General features: G+C 71.7%; 16 protein-coding genes. 10 read left to right on the top strand and 6 right to left on the bottom strand.

Annotated elements, in window-relative coordinates:
- Positions 1–28 precede the first annotated feature (28 nt).
- Positions 29–1,228 carry a penicillin-binding transpeptidase domain-containing protein gene (locus OIC96_RS10825; protein WP_330308057.1) on the top strand — a complete coding sequence of 400 codons (1,200 nt, stop codon included), beginning with the start codon at positions 29–31 and terminating at the stop codon, positions 1,226–1,228.
- A 25-nt stretch (positions 1,229–1,253) separates the two neighbouring features.
- Here OIC96_RS10825 and OIC96_RS10820 read toward each other — a convergent pair whose 3' ends face one another.
- Positions 1,254–2,522, bottom strand: a complete 1,269-nt coding sequence (locus tag OIC96_RS10820; protein ID WP_330308058.1) for a cytochrome P450 — start codon at positions 2,520–2,522, stop codon at positions 1,254–1,256.
- Positions 2,519–3,322, bottom strand: coding sequence for an alpha/beta fold hydrolase (locus OIC96_RS10815; RefSeq protein WP_330308059.1), 804 nt, complete (start codon positions 3,320–3,322; stop codon positions 2,519–2,521). Before OIC96_RS10815 ends, OIC96_RS10820 begins: the two co-directional genes overlap by 4 nt.
- Positions 3,323–3,420: 98 nt before the next feature.
- Here OIC96_RS10815 and OIC96_RS10810 point away from each other — a divergent pair, with 98 nt between their 5' ends.
- The 3 genes from OIC96_RS10810 (at position 3,421) to cyc2 (ending at position 7,146) form a co-directional block, all read left to right on the top strand.
- Complete coding sequence (locus OIC96_RS10810; protein WP_330308060.1) at positions 3,421–3,822, top strand: MerR family transcriptional regulator; 402 nt, start codon at positions 3,421–3,423, stop codon at positions 3,820–3,822.
- A gap of 3 nt (positions 3,823–3,825) precedes the next feature.
- Positions 3,826–4,689: a TIGR03619 family F420-dependent LLM class oxidoreductase gene (locus OIC96_RS10805; protein WP_330308061.1), complete on the top strand. Its 864-nt coding sequence runs from the start codon at positions 3,826–3,828 to the stop codon at positions 4,687–4,689.
- A 273-nt stretch (positions 4,690–4,962) separates the two neighbouring features.
- Positions 4,963–7,146, top strand: coding sequence for a germacradienol/geosmin synthase Cyc2 (cyc2, locus tag OIC96_RS10800; protein ID WP_330308062.1), 2,184 nt, complete (start codon positions 4,963–4,965; stop codon positions 7,144–7,146).
- Here the strand turns inward: cyc2 and OIC96_RS10795 are convergent.
- Positions 7,109–8,614: a hypothetical protein gene (locus tag OIC96_RS10795; RefSeq protein WP_330308063.1), complete on the bottom strand. Its 1,506-nt coding sequence runs from the start codon at positions 8,612–8,614 to the stop codon at positions 7,109–7,111. The two genes, cyc2 and OIC96_RS10795, sit on opposite strands and share 38 nt — an antisense overlap.
- Positions 8,615–8,681: 67 nt before the next feature.
- Entirely contained in the window at positions 8,682–9,455 is a 774-nt protein-coding gene (locus tag OIC96_RS10790) for a CTP synthase C-terminal region-related (seleno)protein (protein ID WP_330308064.1), read from the bottom strand.
- A gap of 95 nt (positions 9,456–9,550) precedes the next feature.
- On the opposite strand from OIC96_RS10790, the gene OIC96_RS10785 reads away from it, so the two are divergent.
- Positions 9,551–10,417, top strand: coding sequence for a LysR family transcriptional regulator (locus OIC96_RS10785; RefSeq protein ID WP_330310326.1), 867 nt, complete (start codon positions 9,551–9,553; stop codon positions 10,415–10,417).
- Positions 10,418–10,509: 92 nt separating this feature from the next.
- Positions 10,510–11,124: a S1C family serine protease gene (locus OIC96_RS10780; protein WP_330308065.1), complete on the top strand. Its 615-nt coding sequence runs from the start codon at positions 10,510–10,512 to the stop codon at positions 11,122–11,124.
- A 24-nt stretch (positions 11,125–11,148) separates the two neighbouring features.
- Here the strand turns inward: OIC96_RS10780 and OIC96_RS10775 are convergent, their stop codons facing one another.
- Entirely contained in the window at positions 11,149–11,901 is a 753-nt protein-coding gene (locus OIC96_RS10775) for a metallophosphoesterase (protein ID WP_330308066.1), read from the bottom strand.
- Positions 11,902–12,082: 181 nt separating this feature from the next.
- Here OIC96_RS10775 and OIC96_RS10770 point away from each other — a divergent pair, with 181 nt between their 5' ends.
- From OIC96_RS10770 to OIC96_RS10760, 3 genes are all read left to right on the top strand, one after another.
- Positions 12,083–12,706, top strand: coding sequence for a LysE family translocator (locus OIC96_RS10770; RefSeq protein ID WP_330308067.1), 624 nt, complete (start codon positions 12,083–12,085; stop codon positions 12,704–12,706).
- Positions 12,707–12,799: 93 nt separating this feature from the next.
- Positions 12,800–13,921 (top strand): aminopeptidase P family protein, encoded by a 1,122-nt coding sequence (locus OIC96_RS10765; RefSeq protein WP_330308068.1) that lies wholly within the window; start codon positions 12,800–12,802, stop codon positions 13,919–13,921.
- Between the two features lie 63 nt (positions 13,922–13,984).
- On the top strand, positions 13,985–14,929 hold the full coding sequence (locus tag OIC96_RS10760) for an aminoglycoside phosphotransferase family protein (RefSeq protein ID WP_330308069.1): 945 nt from the start codon (positions 13,985–13,987) through the stop codon (positions 14,927–14,929).
- Positions 14,930–14,963: 34 nt separating this feature from the next.
- Here the strand turns inward: OIC96_RS10760 and treZ are convergent, their stop codons facing one another.
- The gene (gene treZ, locus OIC96_RS10755) at positions 14,964–16,709 is read right to left on the bottom strand and encodes a malto-oligosyltrehalose trehalohydrolase (protein WP_330308070.1); all 1,746 of its coding nucleotides are present in this window, start codon (positions 16,707–16,709) and stop codon (positions 14,964–14,966) included.
- Between the two features lie 193 nt (positions 16,710–16,902).
- Here treZ and OIC96_RS10750 point away from each other — a divergent pair, with 193 nt between their 5' ends.
- Complete coding sequence (locus tag OIC96_RS10750) at positions 16,903–17,454, top strand: DUF1707 and FHA domain-containing protein (protein WP_330308071.1); 552 nt, start codon at positions 16,903–16,905, stop codon at positions 17,452–17,454.
- Positions 17,455–17,486: the final 32 nt, after the last annotated feature.

The following is a 17,486-nucleotide window of genomic DNA, read 5'->3' as shown; positions in this document are numbered from 1 at the left end:
CGGCACGGCACTCTCTAATCTGATCTCCATGCATTCGATGATCAGACGATCGCTCGTCGCGTCCGGAGTCCTCGCGCTGCTGGCCGGTTGCGCCGGTTGCGCCGGTGGAAACGGTGGCACCGGCGGCTCGGGGTCCGGCACCACCCCCACAGGGGAGGTGAAGCCGAGTTCCGCCCCGGCGTCCGCCGGGGGATACGGCGACATACTCGTCGGCGGAAAGCCCGTCACCGGATCGAAGGCGATCGCGAACACCAAGTTTCCCTATCGACGCACCTACACGGACGGTGAGTTGTACGCCCCTGTCACGGGCTACAGGACCCTCATGTACGGCACGGCCGGCCTGGAGAGCGTGTACGACGACGCCCTGGCCAAGCGGTCCGAGGACGTAGTGACGACAGTCGACCCTGACGTGCAGAAGGCGGCCTTCGCGGCGCTCGGGGACTCGCGCGGGGCGGCGATCGCCCTCGACGCCAAGAGCGGCGAGCTGCTCGCCGTCGTGAGCACGCCCTCGTACGACGCGACGAAGTTCAGCAACAACACCCCCAGGGATCTGGCCACTTGGAAGGAGCTGAACAACGACTCGCGGCAGCCGTTGTTCAACCGGGCGCTGCGGGAGGCCACCGCCCCGGGGGAGACGTTCGACGTGGTGATCGCGGCCGCGGCTCTGGAGCACGGGCTGTACACGGGCGTCGACGAGCGCACGGCCGGCGGATCAGGAGCGTGCGAGCGCGCCTCGATCCGTACGGCGCTGAAGAACTCCTGCGATGCCGTCTTCACGAAGATGGCCGCGGACCTCGGGGAGTCCCAACTCCGCGAAACCGCGGAGAAGTTCGGCTTCAACCAGTCCGACCCGAAGATCCCTGTCCGCACCAACGCCGGCACCTTCGAGGGTGACGGCAGCACCGCGACACCGCTTCAGATGGCCAGGGTGACGGCCGCCCTCGCCGACGGGGGCCGCCTCGCGGCCCCGCATCTCGTAGAGCGGTCGTCGACCGGCGAGGCCCGGCGGATCCTCTGGGCGAAGACGGCGGAGTCACTGCGTTCGGCCCTCCAGGACAAGACGGAGTGGACGCCCACTGACGCGGGGGAAGGGAGCCCTTCCTCGTGGTCCCTCGCGTACGCCCGCAAGGGGAACGGCGATCTCGTCGCACTCGCGGTCCGGGTGACGGGGCAGGACGCAGGGGCGGCCGCACTCGTCGCCGAGAAGATGGCCGGGGCGGTTTCCTGAAGGAGGGCTGTCGGTGTCTGCGGCCTCAAGTCACCTGAACTGGCAGTGACTTGAGGCCGTTGATGAAGTTCGAGACGAGATGGCGAGGAGGCCCGGCGGTCCGGAGGGACGGCAGGGCTCGCACGGTCTCCTCGTACAGCACACGGAGTTGCAGGCGGGCGAAGTGCGCGCCGAGGCAGACGTGCGGGCCGTCGCCGAAGGAGACGTGCGGGTTCGGGCTCCGGGCCAGGTCGAGCCGGTGCGGGTCGGTGAAGACGCGTTCGTCGTGGTTGGCCGAGGCGTGGAAGACGACCACCTTGTCGCCCGCGCGGATACGCTGCCCGGCCAGCTCGGTGTCGACGGCCGCCGTACGGCGGAAGCTGAGGACGGGAGGATGCCTGCGCAACAACTCGTCCACCGCTGTGCCGAGTTGGACGCGGCCCACGCGTAGTTCCTCGTACGCGTCCGGATGCTCCGCCAGCGCCAGCAGGCCTCCGGGAGCCGCGCTGCGTACGGTGTCGTTGCCCGCGACCGTGAGCAGGAAGAAGAACATCTCCAGCTCGGCGGGGGCGAGTTCGGAGTCGGTGGCGAGGGTGGTCAGCACGTCGTCGCCGGGATGGTTCCTCTTGTGGAGGGCCAGCTTCCGCGCGTACGCGAACATGTCCCGCAGCATCGCCGGGGAGCGCGGATTGACGGGCCGGCCACGCCCGTCGAGCACGGGTTCGCCCGCCTCGTCGGGGTCCTGGTAGCCGATGACGCGCTGCGTCCAGTGCAGCAGCAGCCCCCGGTCGCCCTCCGGCACGCCGAGCAGGTCGGCGAGGTTCAGCAGGGCGTAGTCGTCGGTGACGGTGGCGACAAGGTCGCAGGTGCCGTCGCCCGCGCGGGCCCGCTCCACCGCCCGCCCGAGCAGCGTACGGGCCCGCTCGCGCACGACCGACTCGAAGCGGTCGACGCGCCGCGGCGTGAACGCCCGGCTGACCAGCCGCCTCAACCGGCCGTGATCCGGAGGGTCCTGATTGAGCATCATGCGCCGGATGAACGGCAGATCGTCCGGGTCGGGATCGCGGATCTGGGTCGCTCCGAGATACGAGGAGTACGTTGCCGAGTCCTTCAGCACCCGGACCACGTCCGCGTGCCGGGCGACCGCCCAGAACCCCGGTCCCGCCGGCCAGCCGAGCACGTCGGGCTCGTCCTGCCAGGCGACCGGGTGATGGTCGCGGAGCGTTCGGTACGCGGCGTGGGGGACCCCATTGGCGTACCGCCGAGGATCGAAGACGTCCGGCACGGGCGGCGCGGTCCGTCGTGCGACGCTCACGCCTGCTCGCCCTCGCCTACCCCGTCGCTGTCGCCGTCATCGCGCAGGAAGGCCTCCACGACGCGGATCAACTCCAGCGGGGTCTCGTCCATCGCGTAGTGGCCCGCCCCGAGCAACTCGTGCACCTCGCCGCCCGGGTACCAGCTCAGCCAGGTCTCCCGCATCAGGGCCGCCGAGAGCGCGGGATCCAGCGCGCCCGTCACGGCCAGTGCGGGCACCCTGGCCCCCTCGACCTCGGCATGGAAGTCCTCCCCGGCCCAGGAGTCCAGCCAGGCACGGAACGCCTTCGCGTCGCTCAGGGCGATCGAGCGCGCGACCATCCGGTCGAGCCAGACCGCGGGACGGCGGCTGCCGGTCGTGAAGTCGATGATGGCGCGCCGGTTCTCCGGCTTGTGCGCGGCGTCGGCGAAGAGTTCCCACTGATCCGCGGGCATCGGCAGCCCCGACGCGGGCACCGGAGAGACGCCGACCAGACGGCGCAGCCGGTCCGGGACGAGGGCCAGCAGGCGCTGGGCCACGGCACCGCCCATCGAGTGACCGATCACCGAGAACCGCTCCCAGCCGAGCCGGTCCGCCAGCTCGGCGAGATCGGCGGCGGCCTCGGCGGTCGTGTACGCGCCGACCGCGTCCTTCGCCTCCCCGTAGCCGCGCAGATCGACCAGCGCGTACTGGAACGTCTCGCGGTCGAGATCCGGCAGCACCGCCGCGTACGCGGACCGGTCGGCGAACCAGCCGTGCACGGCGAACACCTTGTGGGCGCCGTCGCCGTGCACTTCATGGGGGAGCACGAAGGAGGTCATGCGACCACGGTGACCGGGCGGGCGCGGGTCGGCAAGGGGGAGGACACGGCGCCGCGGTGTTGACCCTGACGCTAGTGTCAAGGTCGTAGCGTCGCGGCGTGCGAAGGGATTCCATCGACATGCGCATCGGGGAGCTGCCCCGCAGAACCGGCGTCAGCACTCGGTCACTCAGGTACTACGAGCAGCAGGGCCTGCTGCGCGCCGAACGGGCGGCCAACGGCTACCGGGACTACGACGAGTCCGCCGTGACCCGCGCCGCCAACATCCAGGGCCTGCTGCGGGCGGGCCTGACCGTCGACGACATCCGTGAGCCGCTGGACAACGGATGTCTGAACGAACCGCTCGGCCAACTCCCCTTGTGCGAAGGCGCGTTGCAGACCGCCACCGACCGGCTCGACGAGCTGGACCGGCGCATCGGCGCACTGCGGCAGCTGCGCGAGCGGCTGGCGGAGCAGGTGACGCGGACACGGAACGCACTGGCCGCGAGTGAGAGGAACTGAGGGATGCGTATCGGAGTGGGCCCGCACCGGCTGTGGCCCGGGCGGGAGAGCGAGCTCGACGAGGTCCTGGAGACCGCCCGGACCGCAGAGCGCCTGGGTTTCGACCACCTCATCGCCGGGAGCCACCTCCTCGCCGGTGACCTGGGGGTGACTCCGGACCCGCTGGTGCTGCTGTCGGCGATCGCGGGCGCGACGGAACGGATCCGGGTGGTGACCAGCGTCCTGATCCTGCCGCTCTACAACCCCGTCGTCCTCGCCCACCAGGCCGCCACCCTCGACCGCCTCTCGCGCGGCCGCTTCACCCTCGGCGTCGGCACCGGCTGGGACACGGCGGAGTTCGCCGCCGCGGGGGCGTCGTTCGGCGGGCGCGGCAAGCGGCTGGACGAACAGCTGGCCACCATCAGGGAGTTGTGGGAGGACAGGGCCGAGGGAATGCGGCTGGGCGTACGGCCGCGCACCGCCGGTGGCCCCGACGTGTGGATCGGCGGGCAGAGCGACGCGGCCCTGCGCAGGGCGCTGCGGTACGGCGACGGATGGCACGGTTCGGCGGTCGACGCGGACGCCCTGACCGCCGTACGGGAGCGTCTCGCGGTGCTCGGCAAGGAGGCCGGCCGGGATCCGGACACCCTGACCCTGACCTCGGGCACGCTGCTGCTGCCACCGGGTTTCCCGCCCGCGGTGGACCTCCCGTGGCGCCCCCTCGGCGGCGAACGGGCCACCGCCGGCAGCATCCGCCACGAACTCGCCCAGCTGGAGGCGGCCGGCCTCTCCTCCTGCTCCCTCTGGTTCCCGGTAGCCACCGAGGCACTCCCGGACGCCCTGGAGTGGACGGCGCAGGAACTGCTACTGACGGCTCCCGCCGACTGAGCGGCCCGCTTCCTCGCCCCCGCCGCCCGTACCCGTCCCATCCCTGGGGGCTGCGCCCCCAGACCCCCGCTAAAAGATTGCGCAGTTCCCCGCGCCCCTAAAAGGGGCGCGGGGAACTGCGCGACAAGCCCCCACCGGCCCGCAGTCAAGGAACCGGCGGCCGTTGCCCGTACACCAGGCCTGCGCGTGTGTCTTTGGCATCGATTCACGCGATGGTGTGATCATGTCCCGGCTCGTGGATGTCGCCGGAGGGCCCTGGGTAGGGCCCCGGCCATGACGCAGCCGTTCGCACTCCCGCACTTCTACATGCCGTATCCCGCGCGGCTGAACCCGCATCTCGACGAGGCGCGGGCCCATTCCGTCGAGTGGGCCCGCGGAATGGGCATGCTGGAGGGCTCCGGCATCTGGGAACAGTCCGACCTCGACGCGCACGACTACGGACTGCTGTGCGCGTACACGCACCCCGACTGCGACGGGCCCGCGCTCTCCCTCATCACCGACTGGTACGTGTGGGTCTTCTTCTTCGACGACCACTTCCTGGAGACCTTCAAGCGCAGCCAGGACCGCGACGGCGGCAAGGCCTACCTGGACCGGCTGCCCCTCTTCATGCCGCTGGACCTCTCGACTCCCGTACCGGAGCCAGAGAATCCGGTCGAGGCGGGCCTCGCCGATCTGTGGGCTCGTACGGTGCCCTCGATGTCGATGGCGTGGCGCGAGCGGTTCGCCGTCTCCACCGAGCATCTGCTGAACGAGTCTCTGTGGGAACTCTCCAACATCAACGAAGGGCGGATCGCCAACCCCGTCGAGTACATCGAGATGCGCCGCAAGGTGGGCGGCGCCCCCTGGTCGGCGGGGCTCGTCGAGTACGCGACCTCCGAAGTGCCCGCCTCCGTCGCCGAAGCCAGGCCCTTGCGGGTGCTCATGGAGACCTTCTCCGACGGTGTGCACCTGCGCAACGACCTCTTCTCCTACCAGCGGGAGGTCGAGGACGAGGGCGAGCTCAGCAACGGCATCCTCGTCCTGGAGACCTTCTTCGGCTGCACCACCCAGGAGGCCGCCGAGACCGTCAACGACATCCTCACCTCGCGGCTCCACCAGTTCGAGCACACGGCCCTGACCGAAGTACCCGCGCTGGCCGTGGAGAAGGGCCTCACCCCGGACGAGGTTGCTGCGGTCGCCGCGTACACGCGGGGCCTGCAGGACTGGCAGTCGGGCGGCCACGAGTGGCACCTGCGCTCCAGCCGCTATATGAACGAGGGAGCCCTGGAGGCGGAGCGGCCCTTCGGCGTCGCCGCGTTCGGCACGTCCGCCGTCGACATCGGTGCCCTGCTCTCGGCGGCCGGCGCGGAGCGGCTGCGCTCGTACACCCATGTTCCCTTCCAGAAGGTCGGCCCCTCTCAACTCCCCGACTTCTCCATGCCGTTCGAGGTGACGCTCAGCCCGCATCTGCCGGGCGCCCGCGACCGTCTCACCGGCTGGATGCACGCCATGGGCATGCTCCAGGAGGGCGTCTGGGACGAGGACAAACTCGCCGCCTACGACCTGCCGTTGTGCGCGGCCGGCATCCACCCGGACGCGACGCCGGAGGGCCTCGACGTCAGCTCCCAGTGGCTGGCCTGGGGCACCTACGGCGACGACTACTACCCGCTCGTCTTCGGCAACCGTCGCGACCTGGCCGCCGCCAAGCTGGTCACCGCACGCCTCTCGGCCTGTATGCCCATCGACGGCGAGGAGGTCCCCGTCGCGGTCAACGGCATGGAGCGCGGCCTCATCGACCTCTGGCAGCGCACGGCCGCGGGGATGACCCCGGACGAGCGACGACAGTTCCGGGCCGCGGTCGATGTGATGACGGAGAGCTGGCTGTGGGAGCTGTCCAACCAGATCCAGCACCGCATCCCCGACCCCGTCGACTACCTGGAGATGCGCCGCGCCACGTTCGGCTCCGAGCTCACCATGAGCCTGTGCCGTCTGAGCCACGGCCGAAAGGTTCCGCCCGAGGTCTACCGCAGCGGTCCCGTCCGCTCGCTGGAGAACGCGGCGATGGACTACGCGATGCTCATGAACGACGTCTTCTCGTACCAGAAGGAGATCGAGTACGAGGGCGAGGTCCACAACGGCATTCTCGTCGTGCAGAACTTCTTCGGCTGCGACTACCCGACCGCGCTCGGCATCATCCACGACCTGATGACCCAGCGCATGCAGCAGTTCCAGCACGTCGCCGCCCATGAACTGCCCATCCTGTACGAGGACTTCAAGCTCTCCGAGGAGGTGCGCGGGATCATGGAGGGCTATGTCGTGGAGCTGCAGAACTGGCTGGCCGGGATCCTGAAGTGGCACCAGGACTGCCACCGCTACGGCGCGGCGGACCTGGCCCGGCGCGCCCACGGATTCGTACCGGACAGGGTGCCCGCGCTGCCGTTCAGCCGGCCGGGGACTCCGGTATCGGCCGCTGTCTGACGCTCGCCCGGGCCGCTTCGGAGAGCTCCGCGAGGATCTCCGCGGCGGCCCGGGTGACCTCGCGGACCTCCTCGGCGAGGCTCGCGTCGGCCGAGGCGGCGCGGACCACCTCGTGGTGCTCCTCGACGATGAACGCACCCAGGTTGGTACCGCGCCAGTGCCGCAGGGTGTCATCGGCGGGCTTGGCCAGTGTGTCGCGCAACCGCGCCAAGGTGCCTATGGCTTCTCGGAGTTGATGCCCCTCCCGCTCCATCCGGGTGAGGGTCAGGAGTGCCGAGACGCGGTCCTGCGCGGTGTCCTGGAGGCGCGAGTAGAGGCGCTGGGCGCGCAGTGCCTGGAAGGCGTCGCCCAACTCCTCGAACGCGTAGGGCAGTGCGCGGAGCGGGTGTGCGTCTCGTCTCTTCGGCGGCATTGCGTCGTAGCGACGCCCCCCGAAGTCGATGTCGTCCAGCAGGCGGATCAGGGCGGTGCGGGCCAACTCGGCCATCCCCTGTTCGAGCGCCAGGCCGGTCCAGGTGAGCAACGGCTCGTCCGAAGGGTCGGTGCCGAAGAGCGAGTCGTCGAGCCCCAGAGCCCACTCCCGCAGTTCCTCCCCGCTCGCCCCCGGCTCCGGCATGCCGCCGAGGCCGCACCAGGTGTCGTATGTCGTCTCGCGGACCTCGTACAGCAGCGGCAGGTCCTCGGCCAGGCCGTGCAGCCCCACCAGGACGGCGGCGAGCCGCAGTTCGTCGGTCATCGACGCCTCCGCCTCGTGCTTCAGCAGGTGGCGCAGCAGCGCCAGATCGTTGTCCTGGCGGTCGTACTGGGCGGCGTGCAGGGCGAGTGCGCGGCGCCCCCGGTCCCGGGCCACCTCGTCCCACGACGAGCCCTCTCGCAGCAGCGCCAGATCGGCACGGCCCGGTGCGAGAACCGTCTCCCACAGCGGCGGGCGGGGGTGCCGGTCGAGGAGGCTGTAAGCACACCCCTCCACCCCGTTGAGCAGCAGAAAGTCGGGCTCGGTGCGCAACAGCGCGGCGTGCAGCCTGCCGATCAGCTCCACGGGCGAGCGCACGGGCAGCCCCAGCGCGGCCCGGAGTTCGTCCCGCTCGGCGTCGATCCCGTGGTACTCCCGGATCTCCTCCTCCGTTTCGGCGATCGCGGCGAGGATCTTCTCCTCGCCGTCGCTCGGCGCGAGGTCCACGTAGTCGTGCCAGCCGGGCAGCCCGACCAGGATCTCCAGCGCCTCGTCGACACTGTCCCCGATGATCCCGGCCGAGCCCTCGGAATCGGCGTACAGCACGGAACCGTCCGCGCACACGAAATACGTACCGCCCGTGTCGTCCCCGGCTATCGGCTTCAGTGGGCCGTCCGAGGCCAGCCTGACGTCCTCGACGTGGTCCGCGCGGGCCATGTCGAAGTTGAAGGGGAACGCGGCCAGTTCGGCCAGGTGAGGGTTCTCCTGGAGCAGCCGCAGGGCGTGATCGGTCATGTCACAGAAAGTAACAGCCGCCACTGACAACGGCGGAGTCCGCGCCCGGACGCGGCTGTCGTGAGGGTCACACGGGCAGGCTCTGTCGCGCGCCGGCCGCGTGGGCCACGGCGGCCCGGGCCAGCGCCCGCACGATCGGATGCGGACGCGAGCCGTCCCCGGACAGCTCCGGCTGGAAGAGGGTGGCCAAGTAGAAGGGGTGGCCGGGAAGTTCGGCGATCCGGAGGTGCCCGTCCTCGTCGTGCCCGCTGAAGCGCAGCCCGTGCGCACGCAGGGTGTCGAGGTGGCGGGAGGGCCCGTACGCGCAGAAGTAGCGCTCGACCGTCCGCTCGGAGCCGATCACCGACTGGGCGAGCGAGTCCGGTTCGACGACGACCGTGGCCTCGTGGCCCACGAGGGAGCAGGCGAGCGGCTCGATGAGGAGGTCGTCGGCGTCGGGGTCGTTCTCGGCGTGCGCGACCTTCGTGAGACCGCACACGTTGCGGGCGTATTCGAGGAGCGCGTGCTGGAAGCCGCCGCACGTGCCGAGGAACGGGATGCCGTCCTCGCGTGCGGTGCGGACCGCCGTGAGCACTCCCGCCTCACTGCGGTACGGGCTGCCGGGCAGCACCCATACGGCGTCGAAGCCGCGTACCGCCTCCTCGTCCTCGGCGTCCTCGGACGGGATCCAGTAGGCGTCCAGGACGATCCGGTCGCGGGTGGCGAGCGCGTCGAGCAGGAGCGGGATGCGGGTGTGCGAGACGACGTTCGGGGAGCGGTCGCCGACCAGGGCGATCCGGGCGGTCCGCGCCGAGCCGGCGGTGACGTCGTTCGTGGAGGCGTTCGCGGTGTTCGTGGTCATGCCGTTCATCCTGGGCGCGCCCCGTAGTTCACGTCCAACGATGATTTCTGCATCCTCGATAAGCAACGCTGATGACGTGCGGCATCCTGGAGCGCATGGACCCGCATCTCCTGCGTACGTACGTCACCGTGGCGCGGCTCGCGTCCTTCTCGGAGGCCGCGCGCGAGCTCGGTTACACCCAGTCCGCCGTGTCCCAGCACATCGCCGCGCTGGAGCAGGACCTCGGCACGTCTCTGCTCACCCGGCGCCCCGTCACACCGACCGCGGCGGGCGAGCGGCTCCTCGAACACGCGGGACCGCTGCTGCTGCGCCTGGACGCGGCCCGCGCCGACGTCGCCCGGATGGCGGCGGCACCCGAGCACGGACTGACGCTCGCCGTCGCGCCGACCGCGCTCGGACCGCGTACTCTCGCGGCGCTCCCCGCCGCCGGCGTGACCCTGCGCGTGCTGGCCCGCGACGAGATCCCCGCGGCGGTCGCCACCGGAACCGCGGACCTGGGCCTCGTCGACGGTCTCGCCGCGCCCAGCGACCCCCTCCGGCTGCCCGACGTGGCGCCGCTGACCACGCACAGCGCGGGCGAGGAGCCGGTCTGCGTACTGCTGCCGCGGGCCCATCCGCTCGCCCGGCGCACGGGACTGCGCCTCGGCGACCTGGTCGACGCCCGCTGGCTGGACGCCCCCGGCGCGGGCCTGCCGCTGGCCCACCTCCGTGCCGCGAACGGCGGCGGTGGCTTCCGCCCGGCCCTGCGCTACGAGGGCACCGACCTCCGCACCCTCACCGCGCTGGCCGCCGCGGGACACGGCCTGACCCTGCTGCCGTGTACGGCGGCGGCCGGCGTGCCCGGAGCGGTGGCCGTCCCGCTCGTGGCGCCACGCGTCGTGCACCGCGTCGAGCTGGTGCACGGCGCGTCGCTGCGGGGAGCGGCGGCGACGATGGCGGACGGACTTCTCGAACGCGTGTGACAGTCTCACTCGTTCGTGAATCGTCGCGCGCCGGGGCGCCGGGTAGAGCAAGGGCCGGAGGCGGTCCGTAGAGCATCTGCCGGAGGCGACCCATGGAACAGACCGCGTTGCGTCCCAAGCCGATGCCCGGTCAGGAACCGGGCGGCGGCGGCCGTCCGTCCGCCGACCCCCGGCGCCCGCATGCCGCACGGAGGCGCGGCAAACGGTTGATGACTTTGCTGTTCAGCCTCTTCGTCGGGGCCGTGCTGGTCCTGTCGGGTGTCGGGCTCGGCACCGTGGGCGCCACGGTGATCGGCATGAGCAAGCTGGCGGACCTTCAGAAGCAGGCCGCGGAGCAAGGCGCGGCGGGGAAGCCGGGGCGGACCTCCGGCACGCCCCAGGCCGGTGACTCCAAGTCGGCGCCCGGCGCGGGCGGTCCGACCCCCTCGGAGGAGCCCGTGCGGGCAACCCTCGGGGTCGAGGCCGTCGATGCCGTCAAGGACGCGGGCGCACTCGTCGTCGGTGTCCACGTGCCCGGCCCGGGCTACACCGCGGGTCTGGTCCGCGGCGATGTCCTGATCGCCTTCGGCGGGAGCCGGATCGCATCGGCCGCCGAACTGGCGGGGGCCGTCGCCGCCGCGCGTCCCGGACGCGCCGTCACCTTCACCGTGCGGCACGCGAACGGCGGTCGTCAGCAACTGTCCGTGGTTCCCGGGGTCGTGACGTGAGAGCCATCGCTCTTGCGTCGCCCTTCAGGCGACCCTGAAGTGGCTCGTCAACCGTCGCTCGTCGTCGAGCACATGGAACGCGAACCCAGGAGGAGCATCCCGGTCCGCGGCACCCTCGCCCTCCCAGGGCAGCCGTAGCGTCCACGTCACACCGGGGCCGACGACCAGCGGCCGTCCGGCGAAGGTGGTCGCCGCGGGCGTGTGCGCGTGGCCGGTGATGAGCCCGACGACCTCGGGCCTGCGCTCCAGCAGTGCGGCCAGGGAACGCGGTTGGCCCAGCTGGTACGCGTCCGGCAGAGGGTGGTGGAGTGCGACCGGCGGGTGGTGGAAGGCGAGCAGCGCCGGAAGGCTGCCGTCCAGTTCGGCGAGCGTCGCCTCGATCCAGGCGTACGTCTCCCTGTCGAACTCCCCCTCGTCCCGGCCCGGAATGCTGGAGTCGCACATCAGCACGGCCGCCTCGTCGAAGACGTGGACGCTGTTGACCGGCCCCTCGGCCGCGGGGTGTCCGAGCAGCGCCTTGCGGTAGGGCGCGCGGCTGTCGTGGTTGCCCGGGCAGGTGAGTACGGGGAAGGGGGCCCCGCCGTCGCGCAGCCCGAGCATGCGGGCCGCCTCCTCGTACTCCGCCTCCGCGCCGTGATCCGCGATGTCCCCGGTCACCAGCAGTGCGTCCACCTTCCCGGGCAGCTCCCACAGCCGGTCGCGCACGCGCTCGGCCCGCTCCGTGGCCCGCTCGGTCCCGTCCAGATGGAGGTCGCTGATGTGCGCCAGTACGAGCATGCTCATCCCCTCGTTGCCCTAATGGAACACGCTCATCTAAGCATTAGTGCTAACGGCAGGGCAACGCTCAACCGTTAGGCTGGCGGCTGGATAGGGACACGCCGCACGAAACCGGAACGGGCCGGCCGCTGGCGTCGGAAAAGGAGTTGGTGCACGAAAGGCGGCACGCCACGATGGCCGCATGCTGAGCACCCTTCTCGCCTTCCTCGGCGCCTGCACCCTGATCGCGGCCTCGCCCGGCCCGAGCACCGTGCTGATCATCAAGCAGTCGCTGCGCAGCCGGCGGTCCGGCTTTCTGACCGTGCTCGGCAACGAGACCGGCGTCTTCATCTGGGGCGTCGTCGCCGCGTTCGGCCTCACCGCGCTGCTCGCCGCCTCCGAGATGGCGTACGACGTCATGCGGATCGTCGGCGCCGTCGTACTCGTCGGCTTCGGCGTCCAGACGCTCCGGCAGGCGCGCCGCTCCAACGGGGCCGTGGACGGAGGTGGCTGGGAGGGCGCGGAGAAGAGCGGCTGGGCCTCCTATCGGGGCGGGCTGCTCCTCAACCTCGCCAACCCCAAGGCGGCCATCTTCGCGATGTCCTTCCTGCCGCAGTTCGTGCCGGAGGGTGCCCCACAGCTGCCCTCCATGGTCGGCCTCGCCGCGCTCTGGGCTGTCTACGAGGTCGGCTACTACGGCCTGTACGTGTGGTTCGTCGGCCGTATGAAGGCCGTACTGTCCCGGACCGGTGTCCGCCGACGACTGGAGCAGGTCTCCGGAGGCGTACTGCTCCTCCTGGGCGCCCGCCTCGCCCTGGAGAGCTGACGCGGCGGAGGTAACCGGCTCGCGCGTGCCTCACCGGAAGGGCAGGATGCTGCCCGTAGCCCCCTGGGGAACTCCGGACAGACGGAGGCATGCATGACCGCCACGCCCGCGCCCTTCACGGCCGGTGACTACGAGGCCCGTATGCGGCGCGCGGCCGAGGCCGCCGCGGACGCCGGGCTCGACGGCGTCCTGGTCGCGCCCGGGCCCGACCTGGTGTGGCTGACGGGCTATCGGCCCGTGGAGACCGAGCGGCTCACCCTGCTGGTGCTGAGGGCCGGACAGGACCCTGTCCTCGTCGTGCCCACCCTGGAGGCCCCCGACGCGGCCAAGGCGGTCGGCGCGCCCGCGCTGACGCTGCGCGACTGGACCGACGGCAAGGACCCGTACGAGGCGGCCGCGTCCCTCCTCGACCGCGCGGGCCGCTTCGGAGTCAGCGACAACGCCTGGGCCCTGCACCTGCTCGGCCTCCAGAAGCGGCTGCCGGACACCCGCTACACCGCCCTCACCGAGGCCCTGCCGATGCTGCGGGCCGTGAAGGACGCGGCGGAACTGGAGCGGTTGGCGGCCGCCGGGGCGGCCGCGGACGCAACGTTCGAGGAGATCCGGAAGGTTCCCTTCGCCGGCCGCAGGGAGACCGAGGTGGCCGCCGACGTCGCCGGTCTGCTGCGGCGGTTCGGGCACTCCCAGGTCGACTTCACCATCGTCGCCTCGGGCCCCAACGGCGCCAACCCGCACCACGAGGCCGACGACCGTGTCATCGAGCGCGGCGACATGGTCGTCCTGGACTTCGGCGGCCTCAAAGAGGGCTACGGCTCCGACACCTCCCGCACGGTCCACGTCGGCGAACCCGACGACGAGGAGCGCAAGGTGCACGACATCGTGCGCGCCGCCCAGGAGGCCGGCTTCCGTGCGGTGCGGCCCGGTGCCGCCTGCCAGGACGTCGACCGCGCGGCCCGAGCGGTCATCACCGACGCCGGGTACGGCGACTACTTCATCCACCGCACCGGGCACGGCATCGGCGTCACCACCCACGAACCGCCGTACATGATCGAGGGCGAACGACAGCCCCTCGTCCCCGGAATGTGCTTCTCCGTGGAGCCCGGCATCTATCTGCCCGGCCGCTTCGGGGTGCGCATCGAGGACATCGTGACGGTGACCGAGGACGGCGGACGCCGCCTCAACACCACCTCCCGCGAGCTGGTGATCGTCGACTGACGTGCATGACCCGACCGTGCGGCAGCAGCTCCGCCCACGCCCCCGAACGACAAGGGCGCGACCATGACCCAGGCACCGACACCGACCGCGGACACCGTCCGCCGACTGGTCCGTTCGCTGCTCGCCGATGCCGCCGCGGCGGGCGGGGGACCCGATGTGCGGCCCGTCCACGAGGGCGGCGGGCACTCCACCTGGTGGGTCGGCACGCGCCATGTGCTGCGGCTCGCCCAGGACCGGGAGGCCTCCGTACGCCAGCGCCGCGAACTGCGCCTGCGTGACCTGGTCCGCCCGCACATCGGGATCGCGGTCCCGGTGAGCGTCGCGCAGGGCGAATGGGCGAGCGGACTGAGCTGCACCCTCGACAACAGACTGCCCGGCGTCTCCGGCGAGGAGCAGGACGTCTCGGCCGTCGGCGAGGCCGACCTCGCGGGACTGCTCACCGGACTGCGCGAAGTGCCCGTACGCCAGGCCGAGTCGCTCGGCGTCCCGCGCGCCGCGCCGCGCTCCCTGGAGGAGCTGCGGACGGCCGCCGCACACGCCGCCGAGGAGCTCGCCGCCGCCGACGAGTTCGACCCCGCGCGCCTCGCCCAGCTCACCGCGCCCGCCGCCGTCCAGCTCGCCGCACAGCCCGGCGCCGCGGTGCTCGTGCACCACGACCTCAAGGGCGAACACCTCGTGGTCAGCGCCGACGGGCGGGTGCGCGGCGTCCTCGACTGGACCGGCACGGTGATCGGCGACCCCGCCGAGGACATCGCCGGGCTCGCGATCGCCGTCGGCGCCCCCGCGGCCGTACGCGCCGCCACGCTCGCCGGGTACGGCGCCCGTCCCTGTCTGCGCGGCCTGTGGCTGTCCCGCTGCGACACGGTGATCCGCCTCGCAGACCGCCTCCAGGGCCGCGACGACAGCCCCGTCCCACTGCTGGAGACACAACTGCGCCGCGCCTGGGAGGCGATCCTGCTGGAGCGGGTCACCGACCTGCGGGACGGCGGGCCGGACGAGGCGCCGTAAACGCTTGCGTAAGCCTTTACGTGAACGCCTACGCCTACGCCTGGGTCAGCACCACACACGACTCGCCCGGCACGTTCAACACCCCGTCCGCGCCCGGCGCTTCGACCGGTTCCCAGGCGGCCAGCACGCGTGCGTGGCGGATGCCGAGGGGGATCGCCGCGGTCGCCTTGGAGAGGTTGACGGCCACCCGGACGTCACCGCGCCGCAGGGCCAGCCAGCGGGCCTGCGCGTCGTGGGCGACCCTGACCGCCGCGAGATCGGGGTCCGAGAGGTCGGCCTGGCGGTGGCGCAGGGCGATCAGGTCGCGGTACCAGGCCAGCACGCGCGCGTGGAGTGCCTTTTCGGGTTCCGACCAGTCGAGACAGGAGCGGTCCCGGGTCGCCGGGTCCTGCGGGTCGGGGACGTCCCCCTCGGCCCAGCCGTGCGCCGCGAACTCCCGGCGCCTGCCCCGCCGTACGGCCTCCGCGAGCTCGGGATCGGTGTGATCGGTGAAGAACTGCCAGGGTGTGCCCGCGGCCCACTCCTCGCCCATGAACAGCATCGGCGTGAAGGGCGCGGTGAGCGTCAGCGCGGCGGCGCAGGCCAGCAGCCCGGGGGAGAGGGAGGCCGAGAGCCGGTCGCCCTGGGCGCGGTTGCCGATCTGGTCGTGGGTCTGGGCGTAGCCGAGCAGGCGGTGCGCCGACACACGCGTGCGGTCGAGCGGCCGTCCGTGACGTCGCCCACGGAAGCTGGAGTACGTGCCGTCGTGGAAGAAGCCGGACGTCAGCGTTTTCGCGAGCGCCGTGAACGGGGCCCGTGCGAAGTCCGCGTAGTAGCCCTGCGCCTCGCCTGTCAGCGCGGTGTGCAGGGCGTGGTGGAAGTCGTCGTTCCACTGGGCGTGCAGCCCGAGACCACCCTCCTCGCGGGGCGTGACGAGCCGAGGGTCGTTCAGATCCGATTCGGCGATCAGGAACAGAGGCCGGCCGAGGTCGTCGGCGAGCGTGTCCACGGCCGTCGACAGCTCCTCCAGGAAGTGCACCGCGCGCGTGTCGCGCAGCGCGTGCACCGCGTCCAGGCGCAGCCCGTCGAGCCGGTAGTCGCGCAGCCACGCCAGTGCGCTGCCGACGAGATAGGCGCGCACCTCGTCCGAACCGGGCGCGTCCAGGTTCACGGCGGAGCCCCAGGGCGTCTGATGGGTGTCCGTGAAGTACGGCCCGAACGCGGGCAGATGGTTGCCGGACGGCCCGAGGTGGTTGTGCACGACGTCGAGGACGACGCCCAGACCGAGCCCGTGCGCCCGGTCGACAAAGCGCTTCAGCGCTTCGGGGCCGCCGTACGGCTCGTGCACCGCCCACAGCGACACACCCTCGTACCCCCAGCCGTGCCGCCCCGGGAACGGGCACAGCGGCATCAACTCGACGTGTGTGACGCCCAGTTCCTTGAGATGGCCGAGCCGCTCGGCGGCCGCGTCCAGCGTGCCCTCGGGTGTGTACGTCCCCACGTGCAGCTCGTACAGGACCGCGCCGGGCAGCGGGCGCCCCGCCCACTCGGTGCGCCAGGCATGGCGCGTCTGGTCGACCACCGCGCTCAGCCCGTCGGGACCGTCCGGCTGCCGCCGTGAACGGGGATCGGGCAGCACGGGCCCGTCGTCCAGCGCGAACCCGTACCGCGTCCCGTCCTGCGCGTCCGCGTCGCCCGTCCACCACCCGGCTCGCTCCGGATCGCGCTCCAACGCGCGCGTGGTGCCCGCGCAATGGAGCGTCACCCGGTCGGACTGCGGTGCCCACACATCGAACCGCACAGACGGTTCCCCCTTGTCAGCTCACCGTGACCTAGCCCGTCCATGGTGCTTCACGGGAGATCAATTCGCTTTCGAATCCACCCTTTTGCCGCGTGTTTGCCGCGCGTTTGCCGGTAGGAACGCTCCGATCGGCCGCAGTGGCCGTTTCCTTGTTTTCTGGACACCCCGCTCTCGCTGCCCGACAATCACGAGCGTGACGTCGTCTTTCGAGTTCCACACGTACCCCGCGCGGCTGTCCGACGCGGAGCGCGACCGGGCGCTCAAGTCGCTCCGTGACGGCGTCGCCCTCGGCCGCCTCTCGCACGACACGTTCATCCGCCGCATGGAGCTGGCGCTCGCCGCCCGCATGCCGGACGAACTGGCCGTGCTCACCGCCGACCTGCCCACCGAGGGCCGCTGGTCGAAACTGGTGTTCGGCACCGTGGAGGCGGTCTCCGGCTTCACCGTACGGCTGCGCAGGGCCTGGCAGGCCGAGCGGCTCCCGAAGCTGCAACTGCCCCACCCGGGCAACCCGTACCCGCTGCGCATCGGCCGCGACCCCGCCAGCGGACTGCGGCTCAACCACGAGACGGTGTCCCGGGTGCACGCCGAGCTGAGCCGGCAGGGCGGACGGTGGGTGCTGCGCGACCTCGGCTCGACCAATGGCACCACGGTCAACGGACGGCGTGTCATCGGCGCCGCCGTCGTCAAGGACGGCGACCAGATCGGCTTCGGGCGGATGATGTTCCGCCTCGCGTCCGACTGAGCCACGGCCCCGCCGACCTTTGGCCTGGGTTT

It is taken from the genome of Streptomyces sp. NBC_00775 (assembly GCF_036347135.1).
Taxonomy (GTDB): Bacteria; Actinomycetota; Actinomycetes; order Streptomycetales; family Streptomycetaceae; genus Streptomyces; species Streptomyces lutosisoli.
This window is presented reverse-complemented; position numbering and strand designations above follow the sequence as displayed.

Coding starts and splice junctions, on each gene's coding strand:
- OIC96_RS10825 (WP_330308057.1), top strand. CDS start 29: ATGCATTCGATGATCAGACGATCGCTCGTCGCGTCCGGAGTCCTCGCG.
- OIC96_RS10815 (WP_330308059.1), bottom strand. CDS start 3,322: ATGACCTCCTTCGTGCTCCCCCATGAAGTGCACGGCGACGGCGCCCAC.
- OIC96_RS10805 (WP_330308061.1), top strand. CDS start 3,826: ATGCGTATCGGAGTGGGCCCGCACCGGCTGTGGCCCGGGCGGGAGAGC.
- cyc2 (WP_330308062.1), top strand. CDS start 4,963: ATGACGCAGCCGTTCGCACTCCCGCACTTCTACATGCCGTATCCCGCG.
- OIC96_RS10795 (WP_330308063.1), bottom strand. CDS start 8,614: ATGACCGATCACGCCCTGCGGCTGCTCCAGGAGAACCCTCACCTGGCC.
- OIC96_RS10790 (WP_330308064.1), bottom strand. CDS start 9,455: ATGACCACGAACACCGCGAACGCCTCCACGAACGACGTCACCGCCGGC.
- OIC96_RS10785 (WP_330310326.1), top strand. CDS start 9,551: ATGGACCCGCATCTCCTGCGTACGTACGTCACCGTGGCGCGGCTCGCG.
- OIC96_RS10780 (WP_330308065.1), top strand. CDS start 10,510: ATGGAACAGACCGCGTTGCGTCCCAAGCCGATGCCCGGTCAGGAACCG.
- OIC96_RS10775 (WP_330308066.1), bottom strand. CDS start 11,901: ATGCTCGTACTGGCGCACATCAGCGACCTCCATCTGGACGGGACCGAG.
- OIC96_RS10770 (WP_330308067.1), top strand. CDS start 12,083: ATGCTGAGCACCCTTCTCGCCTTCCTCGGCGCCTGCACCCTGATCGCG.
- OIC96_RS10765 (WP_330308068.1), top strand. CDS start 12,800: ATGACCGCCACGCCCGCGCCCTTCACGGCCGGTGACTACGAGGCCCGT.
- OIC96_RS10760 (WP_330308069.1), top strand. CDS start 13,985: ATGACCCAGGCACCGACACCGACCGCGGACACCGTCCGCCGACTGGTC.